Source organism: Porcincola sp. LCP21S3_C12 (genome assembly GCF_052118625.1).
Taxonomy (GTDB): domain Bacteria; phylum Bacillota; class Clostridia; order Lachnospirales; family Lachnospiraceae; genus Porcincola.
Window position 1 is genome coordinate 60,593 of record NZ_JBQKGW010000012.1, and the last position, 15,344, is coordinate 75,936.

14 protein-coding genes are annotated in these 15,344 nt (G+C 50.1%); 12 read left to right on the forward strand and 2 right to left on the reverse strand.

Going from position 1 to position 15,344, the window contains the following annotated elements; genetic code table 11:
* Positions 1 to 53: 53 nt before the first annotated feature.
* From ACTQ1N_RS07875 to ACTQ1N_RS07895, 5 genes are all read left to right on the forward strand, one after another.
* On the forward strand, positions 54 to 1,364 hold the full coding sequence (locus ACTQ1N_RS07875) for an AAA family ATPase (protein ID WP_441956231.1): 1,311 nt from the start codon (positions 54 to 56) through the stop codon (positions 1,362 to 1,364).
* Positions 1,365 to 1,498: 134 nt separating this feature from the next.
* A complete protein-coding gene (locus ACTQ1N_RS07880; protein ID WP_441956232.1) occupies positions 1,499 to 2,638 on the forward strand; it encodes a glucose-1-phosphate adenylyltransferase in 1,140 nt (379 codons plus the stop codon).
* A 2-nt stretch (positions 2,639 to 2,640) separates the two neighbouring features.
* Positions 2,641 to 3,765: a glucose-1-phosphate adenylyltransferase subunit GlgD gene (gene glgD / locus ACTQ1N_RS07885; protein WP_441956233.1), complete on the forward strand. Its 1,125-nt coding sequence runs from the start codon at positions 2,641 to 2,643 to the stop codon at positions 3,763 to 3,765.
* A 240-nt stretch (positions 3,766 to 4,005) separates the two neighbouring features.
* Entirely contained in the window at positions 4,006 to 6,426 is a 2,421-nt protein-coding gene (gene feoB, locus ACTQ1N_RS07890; RefSeq protein WP_441956234.1) for a ferrous iron transport protein B, read from the forward strand.
* Between the two features lie 27 nt (positions 6,427 to 6,453).
* The gene (locus tag ACTQ1N_RS07895) at positions 6,454 to 6,756 is read left to right on the forward strand and encodes a Dabb family protein (RefSeq protein ID WP_441956235.1); all 303 of its coding nucleotides are present in this window, start codon (positions 6,454 to 6,456) and stop codon (positions 6,754 to 6,756) included.
* Between the two features lie 166 nt (positions 6,757 to 6,922).
* On the opposite strand, the gene nudC is transcribed toward ACTQ1N_RS07895, so the two are convergent.
* Entirely contained in the window at positions 6,923 to 7,846 is a 924-nt protein-coding gene (nudC, locus tag ACTQ1N_RS07900) for an NAD(+) diphosphatase (protein WP_441956236.1), read from the reverse strand.
* A gap of 90 nt (positions 7,847 to 7,936) precedes the next feature.
* On the opposite strand from nudC, the gene ACTQ1N_RS07905 reads away from it, so the two are divergent.
* From ACTQ1N_RS07905 to ACTQ1N_RS07915, 3 genes are all read left to right on the forward strand, one after another.
* Positions 7,937 to 8,854, forward strand: coding sequence for a patatin-like phospholipase family protein (locus tag ACTQ1N_RS07905; RefSeq protein WP_441956237.1), 918 nt, complete (start codon positions 7,937 to 7,939; stop codon positions 8,852 to 8,854).
* 94 nt (positions 8,855 to 8,948) lie between these two features.
* On the forward strand, positions 8,949 to 10,505 hold the full coding sequence (guaA, locus tag ACTQ1N_RS07910) for a glutamine-hydrolyzing GMP synthase (RefSeq protein ID WP_441956238.1): 1,557 nt from the start codon (positions 8,949 to 8,951) through the stop codon (positions 10,503 to 10,505).
* A gap of 18 nt (positions 10,506 to 10,523) precedes the next feature.
* Positions 10,524 to 10,655, forward strand: coding sequence for a DUF6462 family protein (locus tag ACTQ1N_RS07915; protein WP_279198718.1), 132 nt, complete (start codon positions 10,524 to 10,526; stop codon positions 10,653 to 10,655).
* A gap of 902 nt (positions 10,656 to 11,557) precedes the next feature.
* Here ACTQ1N_RS07915 and ACTQ1N_RS07920 read toward each other — a convergent pair.
* Positions 11,558 to 11,914 (reverse strand): helix-turn-helix domain-containing protein, encoded by a 357-nt coding sequence (locus ACTQ1N_RS07920; RefSeq protein WP_279198710.1) that lies wholly within the window; start codon positions 11,912 to 11,914, stop codon positions 11,558 to 11,560.
* Between the two features lie 152 nt (positions 11,915 to 12,066).
* Here ACTQ1N_RS07920 and ACTQ1N_RS07925 point away from each other — a divergent pair, with 152 nt between their 5' ends.
* From ACTQ1N_RS07925 to ACTQ1N_RS07940, 4 genes are all read left to right on the forward strand, one after another.
* The gene (locus ACTQ1N_RS07925; RefSeq protein WP_279198712.1) at positions 12,067 to 12,603 is read left to right on the forward strand and encodes a hypothetical protein; all 537 of its coding nucleotides are present in this window, start codon (positions 12,067 to 12,069) and stop codon (positions 12,601 to 12,603) included.
* 52 nt (positions 12,604 to 12,655) lie between these two features.
* Positions 12,656 to 13,396, forward strand: coding sequence for a DUF6557 family protein (locus ACTQ1N_RS07930; RefSeq protein ID WP_441956239.1), 741 nt, complete (start codon positions 12,656 to 12,658; stop codon positions 13,394 to 13,396).
* A 155-nt stretch (positions 13,397 to 13,551) separates the two neighbouring features.
* Complete coding sequence (locus ACTQ1N_RS07935) at positions 13,552 to 14,502, forward strand: hypothetical protein (RefSeq protein WP_279198714.1); 951 nt, start codon at positions 13,552 to 13,554, stop codon at positions 14,500 to 14,502.
* On the forward strand, positions 14,496 to 15,239 hold the full coding sequence (locus tag ACTQ1N_RS07940) for a hypothetical protein (protein ID WP_279198715.1): 744 nt from the start codon (positions 14,496 to 14,498) through the stop codon (positions 15,237 to 15,239). Before ACTQ1N_RS07935 ends, ACTQ1N_RS07940 begins: the two co-directional genes overlap by 7 nt.
* Positions 15,240 to 15,344 lie beyond the last annotated feature (105 nt).

The following is a 15,344-nucleotide window of genomic DNA, read 5'->3' on the forward strand; positions in this document are numbered from 1 at the left end:
TGGTAAGATGGAACCGGCAGATGAAGAGGGCTGAAAAACCTGCAGGAGGTGTTATGGCTTCAAAATGTAATGTGAATGACTGGGATGAAATACAGTGTATCAGTGCCTATATGGAAACCGGTGACCAGCTCGCCGTGAAGGGGATCTATCAGGACAGCTTCGGATTTCCGGTAGAGGGGACCATCTGCCTGGATGTCAGGAAACGTGCTGTCCATATGGAAGCCGATCAGGGAGACCGGGCACTGAGCGCAGATTATCAGCCGGGCCATCCGATGCACATCCGCACAACGCCGAAACTGTCAAAGATCGAGCTGGACGGAAAGCAGACGCTGATCATCCCGGATGACGATTCGTATAACCGATTTGTGAAACTGCTCCGGTATATGGCCATGGCAGGAAAAGCCGGAGGCGATCCGGATTCAGTGCATGACGCTTCTGGCGCAGGCACCGAGACTGGCACAGACAACACAGACAATACAGACGATACAGACAGAAACATCCCGGCAGCAGACGGCAGCGGTGCGGACGGGAAGGCCGGGGCAAGTCCGATTCGTGCAATGGCCCGGATTGAGGACAGTGCATCCTACGCGCAGCTTCAGAAGCTGGTCGGTCTTGAGTCGGTCAAAAAGGATGTGATCCAGCTCGCCAATCTGATGAAGATGCAGGTGCGGCGGAAAGAACAGAAGCTGCCGGAGGTTCCATTCTCTCTCCACCTGGTTTTTTCCGGCAATCCCGGAACCGGCAAGACGACGATTGCGCGGATTCTGGCAGGCATCTACAAGGATATCGGAGTATTGTCGAAGGGTCAGCTTGTCGAATGTGACCGGGGGGACCTCGTGGCTGGCTACGTCGGACAGACCGCGATCCGGACAAAGGAGAAGATCGAGGCAGCGAAGGGCGGCATTCTGTTTATCGATGAAGCTTATACACTCGCACGCGGGGAGAATGATTTTGGCCAGGAAGCCATCGACACGATTCTGAAGGCGATGGAAGACATGCGGGAAGATTTTGTCGTCATTGTCGCCGGGTACACGGAACTGATGAAGGAATTCATTGGCAGCAACCCGGGACTGAAGTCGAGGTTCAACAAGTACATCGAATTCCCGGATTATACGGCTGACGAACTAGTGAAGATTTTTTACACCATGACGGAGAAATACAGCTACCGTCTGACGGACAAGGCAAAGGAGAAAGTGGAGGAAAAAATCCGAAAAATGGAAGCAGAAAAAGGGCCTCATTTCGCGAATGCGCGGGATGTCCGGAACCTGTTTGAAAAAATTGTCACAAACCAGGCAACGAGGCTGGCAACGCTTCCCGACGCGGATATCAGGGAGATTACAGAAACAGATATTTGCCTTGTTTAAACTAATATACGGTGCTAAAATAAATCATCCGATGGATGTCCGGTGACGGTTTCATCCACGAATTTGTCCCGGAAGAAATCCTGGCGGGGCAAGTCAGTTCAAAGGAAAACAGGAACAGGTGAGGAGGATTATTCATGAAACAGGGAAACATGCTGGCGATGATTCTCGCCGGCGGGAGAGGGAGCCGTCTTCATGAGCTGACCTCAAAGGTTGCAAAACCGGCTGTCTCATATGGCGGAAAGTACCGCATTATCGACTTCCCGCTCAGTAACTGCGCGAACAGTGGCGTCAACATTGTGGGTGTTCTGACGCAGTATGAATCGGTTCTGCTCAACAGTTATGTCGCGGGAGGCGGACGCTGGGGGCTTGATACGAAGGACAGCGGCGTCTTTGTGCTGACGCCCCGTGAGAAGGCTGAAACAGGGCTTGATGTCTACAGGGGAACCGCGGATGCCATATCGCAGAATATCGATTTCATTGACCAGTACAATCCGGAGTTCCTGCTGGTCCTTTCCGGTGACCACATTTACAAGATGGATTACTCCGAGATGCTGAAGGCTCACATCCAGGCGGAGGCGGACGCGACGATTGCCGTGATCGGGGTCCCGATCAGGGAGGCAAGCCGGTTCGGGATCATGAATACCGATGAGACCGGCCGGATTGTGGAGTTCGAGGAGAAACCGGAGCACCCGAAGAGCAACCTGGCATCGATGGGTATCTATATCTTTTCCTGGAAACTGCTCCGGAAGATGCTCGTTGCGGATATGAAGGATCCGGATTCTGCCCACGATTTCGGGAAGAACATCATCCCTCAGATGCTCGCGGATGGAAGGACACTTCTGGCGTATGAGTTCAAGGGCTACTGGAAGGATGTCGGGACCATCGATTCTCTCTGGGAAGCGAACATGGATCTTCTGGACAAGAAAGATGAACTGGATCTTGGGGCTTATTCCTGGAAGATTTACACCGCGGATGTCTCGACCCTCCCGGCTTACATCGGCGAGGAGGCTGAGACAGACCGTGTCTACATCACGCAGGGCTGCGAGTGCAGCGGGAAGGTTACCCACACCGTTATGTTTACAAACTCGAAGGTCGCGGAAGGCGCGACAGTCACAGACTCTGTCCTCATGCCGGGGGCTGTGGTTGACGAGGGCGCAACGGTCACCCGGGCGATGGTAGCCAATGGGGTACGGATCGGAAAGGGTGCCGTTGTCGGCAGCGCAGACAGTGAGCACATCGAGCTTGTCTCTAAGAATGTGAAGGGGGTGGAGTGATCATGGCAAAGGCATTCGGCATTGTAACTTCAACTCCAAGACGTGTCAGAGTCTACGGTCTGCAGGATTTCCGGTCGGCGGGGGCGATCCCTCTGTTCGGAAGATACAGAGTCATTGATTTCCCGGTCTCCAATCTGAGTAACAGCGGTATCGACAACATCCAGGTATTCATCGGCGGAAAGTATCCGCGCTCCCTGGTCGATCATCTGGGCACTGGGCGTCAGTACAACATCAACTCCAAGAGAGGAAGGCTTCAGCTTCTGTACTGCGAGGAGAACAGCCGGAACGAGGCTTACAACACCGACATTGCCAACTATCTGGCAAACAGAGACTATCTGGAGCGGATGGAAGAGGAGTATGTGGTCGTCACACCGTGTTACATGGTTTTCCGCCAGGATTTTTCGGATCTTCTGCAGCAGCACATTGAATCCGGCGCGGATATCACCATGCTGTATCACAAGGTTACGAATGCGAGAGATCATTTCCTGAACTGCCGTGTGATGACGCTGGATGATGAACAGATGGTGATGAGCCTTTCCGGAAATCACGCGAACAAGCAGAGCCAGAACATTTTCATGGATACCTATATCATGAAACGGGAGCTGTTCCTGAAGCTGATTGACAAGACAGCCACTTTCTCATCTGCGTTCTCGATGTCGCAGATGCTGGAGTACCGGCTTGGGAAGACCGATCTGGTGATCAGAGGAGTTCAGCACAAGGGGTACTTTGCAGCGATCGCAGATCTGGATGCATACTATGAGGCCAATATGGAGCTGCTGGATCAGAAGACGGCGAAGTCGTTGTTCACAGCCGACTGGCCCTTCTATACAACCACAACGGACGCCTGCCCGACCACCATCATGGAAGGAGCGGCTGTCAGAAGAAGCGTTGTCGCAGATGGCTCAGAGATCGCGGGTGAAGTCGAGAACTGTGTCCTCGGCCGCGGTGTCAAGGTCGGAAAGGGCGCCGTCGTCAAGAACAGTATCATTCTCTCCTATGTGGAGATCGGGCCCGGTGTCCATGTCGAAAATGAGGTTGTGGACAAGTGGACGAGGATCATACGAACGAAGGAAATGACAGCACCTGAAGGAAAAACCGGATTTGTCAGAAAGTCCGATCTGCTTTAAGAACAAAGGCCCCTGTGCGCTCACTCAGCGAGTGTACAGGGGCTTTTTCCTGCCTTCCGCCGGCCGGTCTCCCGGCAGCGGCAGACTGTGCTGGGATTTGCAGCAGACTGCACCGGAAACTTGCTGCAGACTGGGCCTTGGGCTTGCAGACTGCGCCTTGGGCTTGCGGTTGACATCTTGGATACGAGTGTTTATAGTCAAGTAGATTCTTGGAGATGGGAGCAGACAGAAGGGATTATTATGACATTAGACGAACTTCCGATTGGGAAAACGGCGACAGTCAGTGTCGTCGGCGGAAATGGAGAGCTTCGGCAGCATTTCCTCGATATGGGGATTATTCCGACGACTGACATTACGATGGTGAAATATGCGCCCATGGGGGACCCGGTGGAGGTCCGCATCAAGAGCTATGAACTCTCGCTTCGCATTGCAGACGCAAAGCAGATCGAGATCCGGGATGTACGCGAGGGGCTGGATGCAGCGCATGGAGCAGGGAACCGAAACACAGCAGACCCGGGGAGAGAAGCCGCTGCGCGGGAGGAGAAGGGAGACCGGCATAACCTTCGGCAGGCTGTGCCTCACCCGGGACTTGGTGAAGGCGGAAAGTACCATGTCAAAGCGGATGAGCATCCGGTTCCGGATGGTACCATCCTGACATTTGCACTTGCGGGCAATCAGAACTGCGGAAAGACAACACTCTTCAATCAGCTGACCGGGTCCAACCAGCATGTTGGCAACTTCCCGGGCGTGACGGTCGACCGCAAGGACGGTGCGATCCGCGGCTTCAAGGATACGCTGGTGACAGATCTCCCCGGTATCTATTCGATGTCCCCCTACACGGACGAGGAGATTGTCTCCAGACAGTTTATCCTGGACAATCATCCGAAGGGCATCATCAACATCGTGGACGCAACGAACATTGAGCGGAACCTGTATCTGACGATGCAGCTGATGGAGCTGAACATTCCGATGGTCATCGCCCTGAATATGATGGACGAGGTTCGGGAGAACGGCGGCTCTATTCTGATTAACAAGATGGAGGAGATGCTTGGCGTGCCGGTCGTTCCGATCTCGGCTGCCAAGAACGAAGGCATTTCCGAGCTGATCGACCATGCCATCCATGTGGCAAAATACCAGGAGCGGCCCGGCAGACAGGATTTTTGCTCCGAGTCCGAGGACGGGGGCGCTGTCCACAGATGCCTGCACGGCATCATGCATCTGATCGAGGATCATGCCCAGAAAGCGGATATTCCGCTCCGGTTTGCAGCCTCGAAGGTCGTCGAGGGAGATGAGCGTGTCATCAACCGGCTGAATCTTGATCAGAACGAGAAAGAGATGATCGAGCACATTGTTCAGCAGATGGAGAAGGAACGAGGGCTTGACCGTGCAGCCGCGATGGCGGATATGCGCTTTGATTTTATCAACAGGGTCTGCGGTGCCTGTGTGGTGAAACCCAGAGAAAGCAAGGGACATATCAGATCGCAGAAGATCGATAAGATCCTGACGGGAAAGTTCACCGCAATCCCGATGTTTATCCTGATTATGGGGCTTGTGTTTTACCTGACCTTCAACGTGATCGGTGCCTTTTTGCAGAACCTGCTTCAGACGGGGATCGACGCTCTCGGCGCGCAGGTGTCAGCGCTGCTCGAGCAGGCTGGGGCAAGCAGCTGGATCAGATCACTGGTGAGCGATGCGATCTTCGGAGGGGTGGGAACAGTCCTGAGCTTCGTCCCGCTCATCGTCGTCCTGTTCTTTTTCCTGTCGATCCTGGAGGACTCCGGCTACATGGCGAGGGTGGCATTCGTGATGGACAAGCCACTCCGGAAGATTGGCCTTTCCGGCCGCTCGATCGTTCCGATGCTGGTCGGATTCGGATGTACGGTGCCGGGCGTCATGGCATCGAGAACCCTTCCATCAGAGCGAGACAGGAAGATGACCATTCTGCTGACTCCTTTTATGAGCTGTTCGGCAAAGGTTCCGATCTATGTCTTTCTGTCGGTTCTGTTTTTTCCAAAGCATGCAGGGCTTGTCGTTGTCCTTCTGTACCTGATGGGGATCCTGACCGGCGTGCTGGTTGCATGGATCTTTAAGAAAACGACATTCCGCGGCGAGGCGGTTCCGTTTGTCATGGAGCTCCCGAACTATCGCATGCCGAGTCCGAAGAATGTCCTTCAGCTGATGTGGGACAAGGCGAAGGATTTCCTTCAGAGAGCCTTCACGGTCATCTTTCTGGCAACCATCGTCATCTGGTTCCTCCAGAACTTTGGGACGAATCTGAACATTGTGGAGGATTCTTCAAAGAGCATCCTGGCAGTTATCGCCGGAGCTGTCGCCCCGATCTTCAGGCCAATGGGACTTGGCGACTGGCGGATTGTGACCTCTCTGATCGCAGGCTTCATGGCCAAGGAGAGCGTGGTCTCCACATTAAACCTGGTGTTCGGATCACGGGCAGCCATCACGGCAGCGATCACGCCGCTGGCAGGCTTCTGCCTTCTGGTATTCTGCCTGCTCTACACGCCCTGCGTCGCGGCAGTTTCCTCTGTGCGCAGAGAGCTTGGGACAAAGTGGATGTTCTTTGTTATCATTAACCAGTGTGTGATTGCATGGGTTGCAGCATTTATTGTGTCACTTGTTGGAAGAGCGCTGGGACTGGCCATCTGACCGGTCCTGTACGGAAAGGGGAAAGCAATGGTACGTCATGTCATATTATGGAAACTGAAGGAAGAGCTGTCGGCAGAGGAGAAAGCGAAGGTAAAGAGAGAAGCGAAGGAGCATCTGGAAGGGCTGGTCGGTGTGGTTCCCGGGCTTCGTGAGATGCACATCCATATTGAAGGACTTGCGTCCTCCAACATGGACATGATGCTGGATGCTCTGCTGGATGACGCGGCTGCCCTGAAGGGATATGCCGTCAATCCGAACCACGTCAAGGTGGCAGACACGTATGTCAGGCCTTACACCGTGGTACGTTCCTGCCTGGACTACGAGGTCTGACAGTCCGATTGCTGCAGGAGCGCGCCGCGCCAGGCTTTCGCATGCTGTTCCTGTCTCCTGCGGACCAGAGACAGGTAAGCCGGAAAGGCCGAAAGGTCAGCGATCTGCAGGGGAAAGCGGGCTGCGGGAGACACAAGACAGCCGGGCAGCGTACTGCGGCAAACCATTACAGCTCCTGCCTGCGGAATTTTCCAATCATATCCCAGGTCAGGGAAACAGAATGATCCTCACAGGCGAGCTCGTCTCTCGGTATCCATTCCGCGGAGGCGAGCTCGTCTTTTCCGTCTGTGTTGAGGTGCACGGTCGGATCGCCGTCGACCTCAGCGGCAAAACCGGAGATCAGAGAGGAAGAAAACGCCCACGGCTGCGATTCGATATACCGGATATTTTTCACCCGAAGACCAACCTCCTCCATCGTTTCCCGGCGTACGGCATCCTCGAGCGTTTCCCCGATTTCAACAAAGCCGGCTACCAGGGAGTGGCGCTTTGTACCTTTCCGGCTGTATTTTGTCAGCAGGATCCGATCCTTGTCTGTGATCGCGATGATCACGACCGGTGAAATCCGAGGGTAGTAAATATGGCCGCACTTCGGACAGATGACGGCACGCTCTGTTGTTGAATGGACCGTCGCGACACCGCATTTTCCACAGAAATGGTGGAGCGTGTACCACTGCGCCAGCTGGACGGCGGTCGCGGCACCAAATGAAAGATAATCATGCTCCAGCTCGCGGAGCACCATCTCATTCACATACTGGTACGGAGCGCGTGCGGCGGGCGTTTCCGGAAGAAAGAAAAAACATGTCTCGTCGATTGAGAACAGATAGGTCAGAGTCTGTGAAAGGAAGTCCGAAGCAGAATGATCTGGGACCGGATTGGGAGCTGCAGCGGCCTCAGAGGCAGATTTAGCAGGGGAAGAGAGGAGATCGGAATCGCGGAGAAGATCCGAGACAGTCGGAAGCATCAGGCGGCCGCCTGCGTGTTCTTTCAGGAGAATCCGTCTGTCATCAACCACGATTACATAATCCGAATCCTTCGGGGCGGATGGGGTATATTCATTATTGAACGTATGCGGTGCGATATCCTGTATCATATCTTGTTCCTTTCCTTTCAGGCTGATATTTGCTAGAATAGCACTGTTCAGATGAAAATGACAGAACGTTCCAGGATTGGGTGGCTGTTCATGAGACATATTGAGACAATACTTAACAGGATCCCGGACGGAAGATCAGGCAGAGAGCTCACGCCAGGCTGTCTGGTACTGGAGGGCGGCGCTTTCCGGGGGCTGTATACGGGCGGCGTGACGGATACCCTGCTGCTGAATAATATTAATATTCAGACGGTCATCGGCGTTTCAGCCGGGGCACTTTACGGAGCCTGCTACTGTGCAGGAAGAATCGGATGGCCAAGCAGGTTCAACATTACTCACTGCAGAAATTCGAGCTACGCCGGGCTTCGCGCCATCCGGAAAAATCAGGGCGTCATCGGGTTCAACATCGTCTTTGATACCTTTAAGACAGAAGATCATGAGAACATTCTCCGGATCATGAGTCCGGAAAGACGGCTTGTCGCGGTGGCGACAAACTGCCTGACCGGTCAGCCCACCTACCTTGAGAAGACAAACTGCTCGGACATGTTCACCGCCATCAAGGCTTCCGCAAGCATGCAGGTCCTCTCCAGAATGGTCTATCTTGATGGAATTCCCTATCTTGATGGCGGAAATTCAGACTGTATTCCGGTCGACTGGGCGATCAGCCAGGGGTATGAGAAGATCATTGTCGTAAAAACGCATGAGAGAGGCTGGCGGGATCCCGGGGAGCCGGAGACACAGCTCCGGGCTGAACAAAGGCTTTACCATAACTTCCCGGCGCTGTATGATTATATGATGCATGCGGATGAGCGCTACAACAGGCTCTGCGACCACATCGATGAGCTTGAGAAGCAGAAACGGATCCTTGTGATCGCTCCCAGCCAGCCGCTGGATGTCGCAAGGCTTGAGAAGAATCCGGAAAAGCTCTATCGGGCATACCGAATGGGCGTTGTGAATACAGAGCACCGGATGAACCGGATCAGAAACTATCTAGGAATCACGCAGGAGTGATGTCTATGTGTGCTTTGCTGGTGTTTTCGAGAAGTGCAGCCGTTCTGCATGCGCAGGGACAGCAAGTGTAACTTAAAAGACAGAAAGGACAAGGATGGAGAAGGACAATCAGGAGAAAGTCATCGTCATCGACTTTGGCGGGCAGTACAACCAGCTTGTAGCCAGGCGTGTGCGCGAATGCAACGTGTACTGCGAGATTTACTCTTACAGAACGCCGCTGGATCAGATCCGGAAGATGAATCCGAAGGGGATTATCCTGACAGGCGGACCGAACAGTGTCTATGAGAAAGGGGCGGCAACAGCGCCGAAGGAGCTCTTCGAGCTGGGTGTGCCGGTTCTTGGCCTGTGCTATGGCGCTCAGCTGATGAACTATGTGCTTGGCGGGAAGGTTGCGCGCGCTGATGAACGTGAGTATGGGAAGACGGAAGTCATTGTCGATAAGCCGCTTTCCAGACTTTATGACGGAATCCCCAGCCCGATGGTCTGCTGGATGAGCCACAACGATTACATTGCGGAGCCGGCGCCGGGATTTGAGATCACGGCTCATTCCGCGAACTGCCCGTGCGCATCTGATGAGGATCCGGAGCGAAAGCTGTATGCGATCCAGTATCATCCGGAAGTGCTGCATACGATGTTCGGAAAGGAAATTCTCCGCAACTTTGTGATCGGAATCTGCGGCTGCTCCGGAAGCTGGAAGATGGAGGACTTCGCGCAGAAGACGATTCAGGAGCTGAGAGAGAAGATCGGGGATGGAAAAGCGCTCTGTGCGCTTTCTGGAGGGGTGGATTCTTCTGTCGCCGCGGTTCTGCTCTCGAAGGCCATCGGCAAGAATCTGACCTGTGTCTTTGTCGATCATGGTCTGCTCCGCAAGGATGAAGGGGATCTGGTAGAGTCTGTCTTCGGACCGGATGGGCCGTATGACCTTAACTTTATCCGTGTCAATGCCCAGCAGAGATTCTATGACAAGCTTGCCGGTGTGACCGAGCCGGAGAAAAAGCGCAAGATCATCGGGGAGGAGTTCATCCGTGTCTTCGAGGAGGAGGCAAAGAAGATCGGCGCAGTCGATTATCTCGTGCAGGGAACCATCTACCCGGATGTCGTCGAGAGCGGACTCGGCGGAGAATCCGCCACCATTAAATCCCACCACAATGTGGGAGGTCTTCCGGATTATGTCGATTTCAAGGAGATTGTGGAGCCGCTGAGATACCTGTTCAAGGATGAGGTCCGGAAGGTCGGGCTGCACCTTGGAATCCCGGAGAAGCTCGTCATGCGTCAGCCATTTCCGGGACCGGGACTGGGCATCCGGATCATCGGTGAGGTGACAGCTGAGAAGGTCCGGATTGTGCAGGATGCGGATGCGATCTTCCGGGAGGAGATGGCGAATGCCGGACTCGACAAGACAACCGGCCAGTATTTCGCTGCGCTGACGAATATGCGCTCTGTCGGCGTCATGGGTGATGAGCGGACCTACGACTATGCAGTCGCCCTCCGTGCAGTCAACACGGTCGATTTCATGACGGCAGACTCCGTCGAGATTCCTTATCCGGTGCTGAAGAAAGTCACCTCAAGGATTATTAATGAAGTCTCGCATGTCAACAGAGTCTTCTATGACATCACCAGCAAACCGCCGGGAACAATCGAGTTCGAATAATAGCATGAAGGCTGTGAGCTGTACAGCATGGGAATGTATGCGTTTCAGACACTCGCCTATGAAGCGGGTGCAGTCTATCACATTCCGATGCTCCCGCCGCTGGTCAATTGCGAGAAGTTTGAGGAGTATCTGGAGAAGTATAACCGGTAGGGAGCTTTGAAAAGAGAATACAGAATTACGTTGAGGCATGGCTTAGGAGGCTGTGCCTTTTTTGATATAGACTGTCAATGGCAGGAACATTTTACTTTGATGGATTTATTAACTGGGAAGTCTTGCAGATATGCTTATAAAAATGTGAATCATAAGCATATTTGCAAGACCGAAAGAGGGCAAATTACGATGGATATCCGAGAATGCTGATTGCGAGGACTTATCAGCCGGAAATGGAATATCAAGGAATTCGTATTATTGACGCTGTTGATTGGTTACTTAATCCCCAAAATGCTTAAATTCGCAATTTTGGGGAATAAGAAAGACGCAAATCTGGTATGGTGTTATGCCCAGCTTGGAATGTATCTCATGTAACGAGGCGCGGTATTGGCATCTTTTGGCTTATAAGGTCAAATAGGATGATACTTGGAGCATCTGAATGCATCAGACAGGGTGAGATTTTCAACAACGGGATATTTTTCAAACTATGAGACTACATGAGCAAATTAAAAGCAAGTTAAAGTACACCCGGAAAACGTTGAAAATACAGGGCTTCTGTCATTCTCTGAGGTGAAAATGATTGAGCTCAGCAAGTTAAACGTGTCAGGGAGAGTGGCTTACCGTTTCACCGGGCGCTTTTTACCACGCGCGGATCGGAAGATATCGTGATATGCAATTGGTAGCAAGAGATGAAATTTGCGAGTGGCTATTGTTGTTTTTTATTGACGATTATTCATTCAATAATGTAATTTTCGGCATGTTCCCGGCAATGTTCTGGTGTGGGCTATAACCTTCAAGAGAGGTTATCATCCACCTACTCGTGCTGTAATGGGTGATAACATGGGTAATAAATCGGATCACGTCCACTTGCCTGAAGATAAAGGAAAATTGCTAATCGAAAATTATTCCGGCTGTTTGCCATTCAGCGTTTTGATTTTTTCGTAATAGGAGATCATTCTTTTTTGCATCCCGGACTCATCATCCGAGATGCTTTTAATTATCTCGAAAAGTATTGGATCGTCTTTTTTGGATACAACGATCGCAGTCGGAGAAGGATCGTCTGTTTCACAGCAGAGATATTCATAAGAGCAGTGAAATGTCTGTGCCATGAAGCAGATCATCTGGTATGAAGGAATCCGCTCACCATTTTCATATCTCCAGTATCCCATAGGGGACAGATTAAGCATTCTTGCTGCTTCTGATTTATTGATATTTAGGCTGGTGCGGATTTCCTGTAACCGCTCGGGACTGAAAGCCATATGTATTCATTATCTCCTGGATTCTGGAAAAATTCTTAAATACTCTATTTGATTCTATTTGATATTGGGCTGAGAATCAATTATAATTTATCCAATGGATATAATTATTACTGAACGGAAATCATGATACAACGACAGCAGGGAGATCAGCTATGAGCTACGATATTTCCTTAAATGATCCTGTTACAGGCAGGATGGCAGAGGTTCCGGGACATTTCATGATTGGAGGAACATACAAAGCGGACTATCATCCTGAAACGCACACATTTACACCGGCATTAAATACTGAGGCTGATTTGAATGTCACATACAACTACTCGCGCTATTACGAAGAAGTGTATCCTGAGAATGGCATCAGAACAATCTATGGCTTGTCAGGCGCTGACAGCATACCGGTCCTTTCCAACATGATTGAGAAGCTGGAAGAAAAATACAAAAAAGCCAGCGAATGGATTACGGTAAAACGACAAATTCAAGTAGCATATGATGAAAAAGGGAACGCCATAGAAGATCTGCTGAAAGCTATAGAGAGCGGAATCAAGTACTCATGGCGCGATGAAACAGTGGATTGGTATGAAGGACCTGATTCGGATTATTGGAGGTCGACAGCGGCAAACGCCATAAAACCTTTATATCAGCTTCTGGCACTTGCCAAGATGCGGCCGGATTGCATATGGGACGGTGACTGAACTGATTTATCCCGCCATTTATCACGCCAAATGGAGAATATAGAAATTGTGTATGAAAATAGTACAGGAATACTTAAAGACTCTTGATCCGGACAAATTGTATGATACATACTGCAGTAAATACGGGACATTCAAAGATGTCAGCGCTATGTCAGTACCGCCGGAAGTGATGCAGAAAATAAGAGAATACTATGAGAATAGGAGAGGAAATTTCCACGCATACATTGAGCGGCTTCTTTCTCTTACTCCTTCCGTTTCTGAAGAGGTTTCCATTCTGCTTTCCTATCCTGGTTTGGATGAATCGGAGTGGATGATCGAGCCGATAACGGAAATGTTCCTGCAGTCGGATATTCTCGAAAAAGCGGATGCTGATCTTACGCCATACGCGTATGAGTTCACAGCGCAGGAAGAAATTATGAGCTTTCTTGTATCGGACGCGCCATATACACAGCATCACCTTTTTGAGCTTATGGCTGATGTTTTATATGAAGCATCATGGTTCGGATACGAGCAGGAAGGTCTCGAAGACGCTATAAATAAACTGGACAAAGCGAAAGAAGAAGTGAAGGCAGGGCATACGAAACCGTTCCATTTCGAAGATTTTTTTCCGAAAGACATTGTGGATGAATATGAAGAAGAGAAAAGGGAACTGGGCGAAGAAGGAGAATGTCTGCAGCATAATGTCTTCGAGGCGGAAAATGCCCTGAATCGGTATTCGATGCTGAAACAGGTGGGAAGAGTGAGAGACGAAATGAAAAGAGGAAACATGCCTCCTACAAGCATTGTAAAATAACGAGCGATATTTCCGGCATTTTGGAAGGATTGAATACTACGTTACGATTGATGTGGAGATGAAGTCTATTGGAAATGATTTGAATTGTAACGTAAAATAAGTTACAATTAAAAATGACCAGAACTTTCACTTTCCATGCATTAAGAGGTAACAGATTGGAAGAGTATATTGAAAAAATCCTTCATCAGTATGTTCAGATCTTTCCTTATGAAGAGGCAAATAAGTTACCACTAGCACTTAGGGGAACGTATACATTTTATTGGCTGATTATTGGGGGCTATAAAGTACTCGCTGCTGAACCGTTTGAAAAAATGACTCTTGTGGACTTGAGAAAGCAACATCGGCAGATAGAAATATTAACCGGTCAGAAATGTGTTCTTTTTCTTAAGAATATTAACTACTATACGCGGGATACTCTGCTGGAAGAAGGAATACCTTTTATATGGGAGAACCACCAGATATACCTACCCTTTATTGGAATTCTTTTAGATGATCAGAAAGGGAAAAAAACCATTCCGTGCGGCAGGATATCATTTCTGACGCAGAAGCTGCTTCTCTGCTCCCTGTATCAGAACTGGGAGAACGTAAACGTAACGAAAGCAGCGGAATTAATGAACGTTTCCAAGATGTCTATTACACGAAGCTTTGACGAATTGGAAGCACTGAATGTTCCGTATCTAAATGTGAAGTATCGTGCCAGGAATTTTACCGCTGATACGGATAAAAAAGCTATGTGGGAGCAGATTCGACCCATACTCCGTAATCCGATTGTGAAGATTTATGCGCTTAAGGAGCAACCAGAACGACTTTTCACGCTATCAGGACTATCGGCTCTTTCCCATTATTCTCTGTTGAATGAACCGGACTGCCGTTATATTGCAGTTGCGAAAAAAGAACTTTCTTTGATTGATTTTTCTCTGGATAAGCTGTCCGGAGTCGGAGATATACCTGAGTGCATCGTACAGGAAGTTGGGTATAAGATACCTTTCGGAGACAAGAAAGCAATAGATCCATTTTCATTGATGCTCGGTTTAAGTGATGATGAACTGGAGGAACCGCGTATAAGCAAATCAATTGATGAAATGTTGGAGAAGTATGTATGGTAAAAGGACTTGATACATTCCGCGACTATTTTTCAGACTTTACGGATCAATATGTACTGATTGGAGGAGCCGCTTGTGATATTTCCTTCGGAGACATTGGATCAGATTTCCGTGCGACAAGAGATCTGGATATTGTAATTATCGTAGAGGCTCTTACAAAAGAATTCGGAGAGCATTTCTGGAACTTCATTCACGAAGGCGGATATCAGAACAGAGCAAAATCGAGCGGTGAACCGCAGTTTTACAGATTTGATAAACCACTTGATGACAGATTTCCACTGATGATTGAGTTGTTTGCCAGATCAGAGTATTTACTTGATTATGATAACTCTCTGACACCTGTGCATATTGATGACAGCGTTTCCAGTCTCTCCGCAATACTATTGAATGATGCATACTACGGAGCCTTACTTCAGGGACGTGATATTATCGGAGGCGTTTCTGTGCTGAGGCCGAGCTGGCTGATTCCATTCAAGGCTAAAGCATGGCTAGATCTGAGAGAGAAAATACAGCAAGGAATTCATGTAGATTCACGGGACCTGAAAAAGCATCGGAATGATGTTATACGTATAGCATCGGAAATGGTATTGGAGCGGTGTGAACTTCCTGAGGAAATCAGGAGGGATATGACCGTTTTCATCGACGAGATGAATGTTACGGATCAGGATCTTAAGAATTTAAAAATACACGGTGTAAAAGCATCTGATCTTCGGCAGGTTCTTACAGATGCATATCTCTGACGGTGACGAAAAGATAGAACGCTTGTAAAATCCCAAGATTGGGTCAAAACAGCTTGCAATGGACGCCACTCCACGGCATAATGATATTGTCACTCGTGACAATAA

What these genes read in the sequence shown, in the direction of transcription:
- ACTQ1N_RS07875 (WP_441956231.1), top strand. Translation starts at nt 54, where the DNA reads ATGGCTTCAAAATGTAATGTGAATGACTGGGATGAAATACAGTGTATC.
- ACTQ1N_RS07880 (WP_441956232.1), top strand. Translation starts at nt 1,499, where the DNA reads ATGAAACAGGGAAACATGCTGGCGATGATTCTCGCCGGCGGGAGAGGG.
- glgD (WP_441956233.1), top strand. Translation starts at nt 2,641, where the DNA reads ATGGCAAAGGCATTCGGCATTGTAACTTCAACTCCAAGACGTGTCAGA.
- feoB (WP_441956234.1), top strand. Translation starts at nt 4,006, where the DNA reads ATGACATTAGACGAACTTCCGATTGGGAAAACGGCGACAGTCAGTGTC.
- ACTQ1N_RS07895 (WP_441956235.1), top strand. Translation starts at nt 6,454, where the DNA reads ATGGTACGTCATGTCATATTATGGAAACTGAAGGAAGAGCTGTCGGCA.
- nudC (WP_441956236.1), bottom strand. Translation starts at nt 7,846, where the DNA reads ATGATACAGGATATCGCACCGCATACGTTCAATAATGAATATACCCCA.
- ACTQ1N_RS07905 (WP_441956237.1), top strand. Translation starts at nt 7,937, where the DNA reads ATGAGACATATTGAGACAATACTTAACAGGATCCCGGACGGAAGATCA.
- guaA (WP_441956238.1), top strand. Translation starts at nt 8,949, where the DNA reads ATGGAGAAGGACAATCAGGAGAAAGTCATCGTCATCGACTTTGGCGGG.
- ACTQ1N_RS07920 (WP_279198710.1), bottom strand. Translation starts at nt 11,914, where the DNA reads ATGGCTTTCAGTCCCGAGCGGTTACAGGAAATCCGCACCAGCCTAAAT.
- ACTQ1N_RS07925 (WP_279198712.1), top strand. Translation starts at nt 12,067, where the DNA reads ATGAGCTACGATATTTCCTTAAATGATCCTGTTACAGGCAGGATGGCA.
- ACTQ1N_RS07930 (WP_441956239.1), top strand. Translation starts at nt 12,656, where the DNA reads ATGAAAATAGTACAGGAATACTTAAAGACTCTTGATCCGGACAAATTG.
- ACTQ1N_RS07940 (WP_279198715.1), top strand. Translation starts at nt 14,496, where the DNA reads ATGGTAAAAGGACTTGATACATTCCGCGACTATTTTTCAGACTTTACG.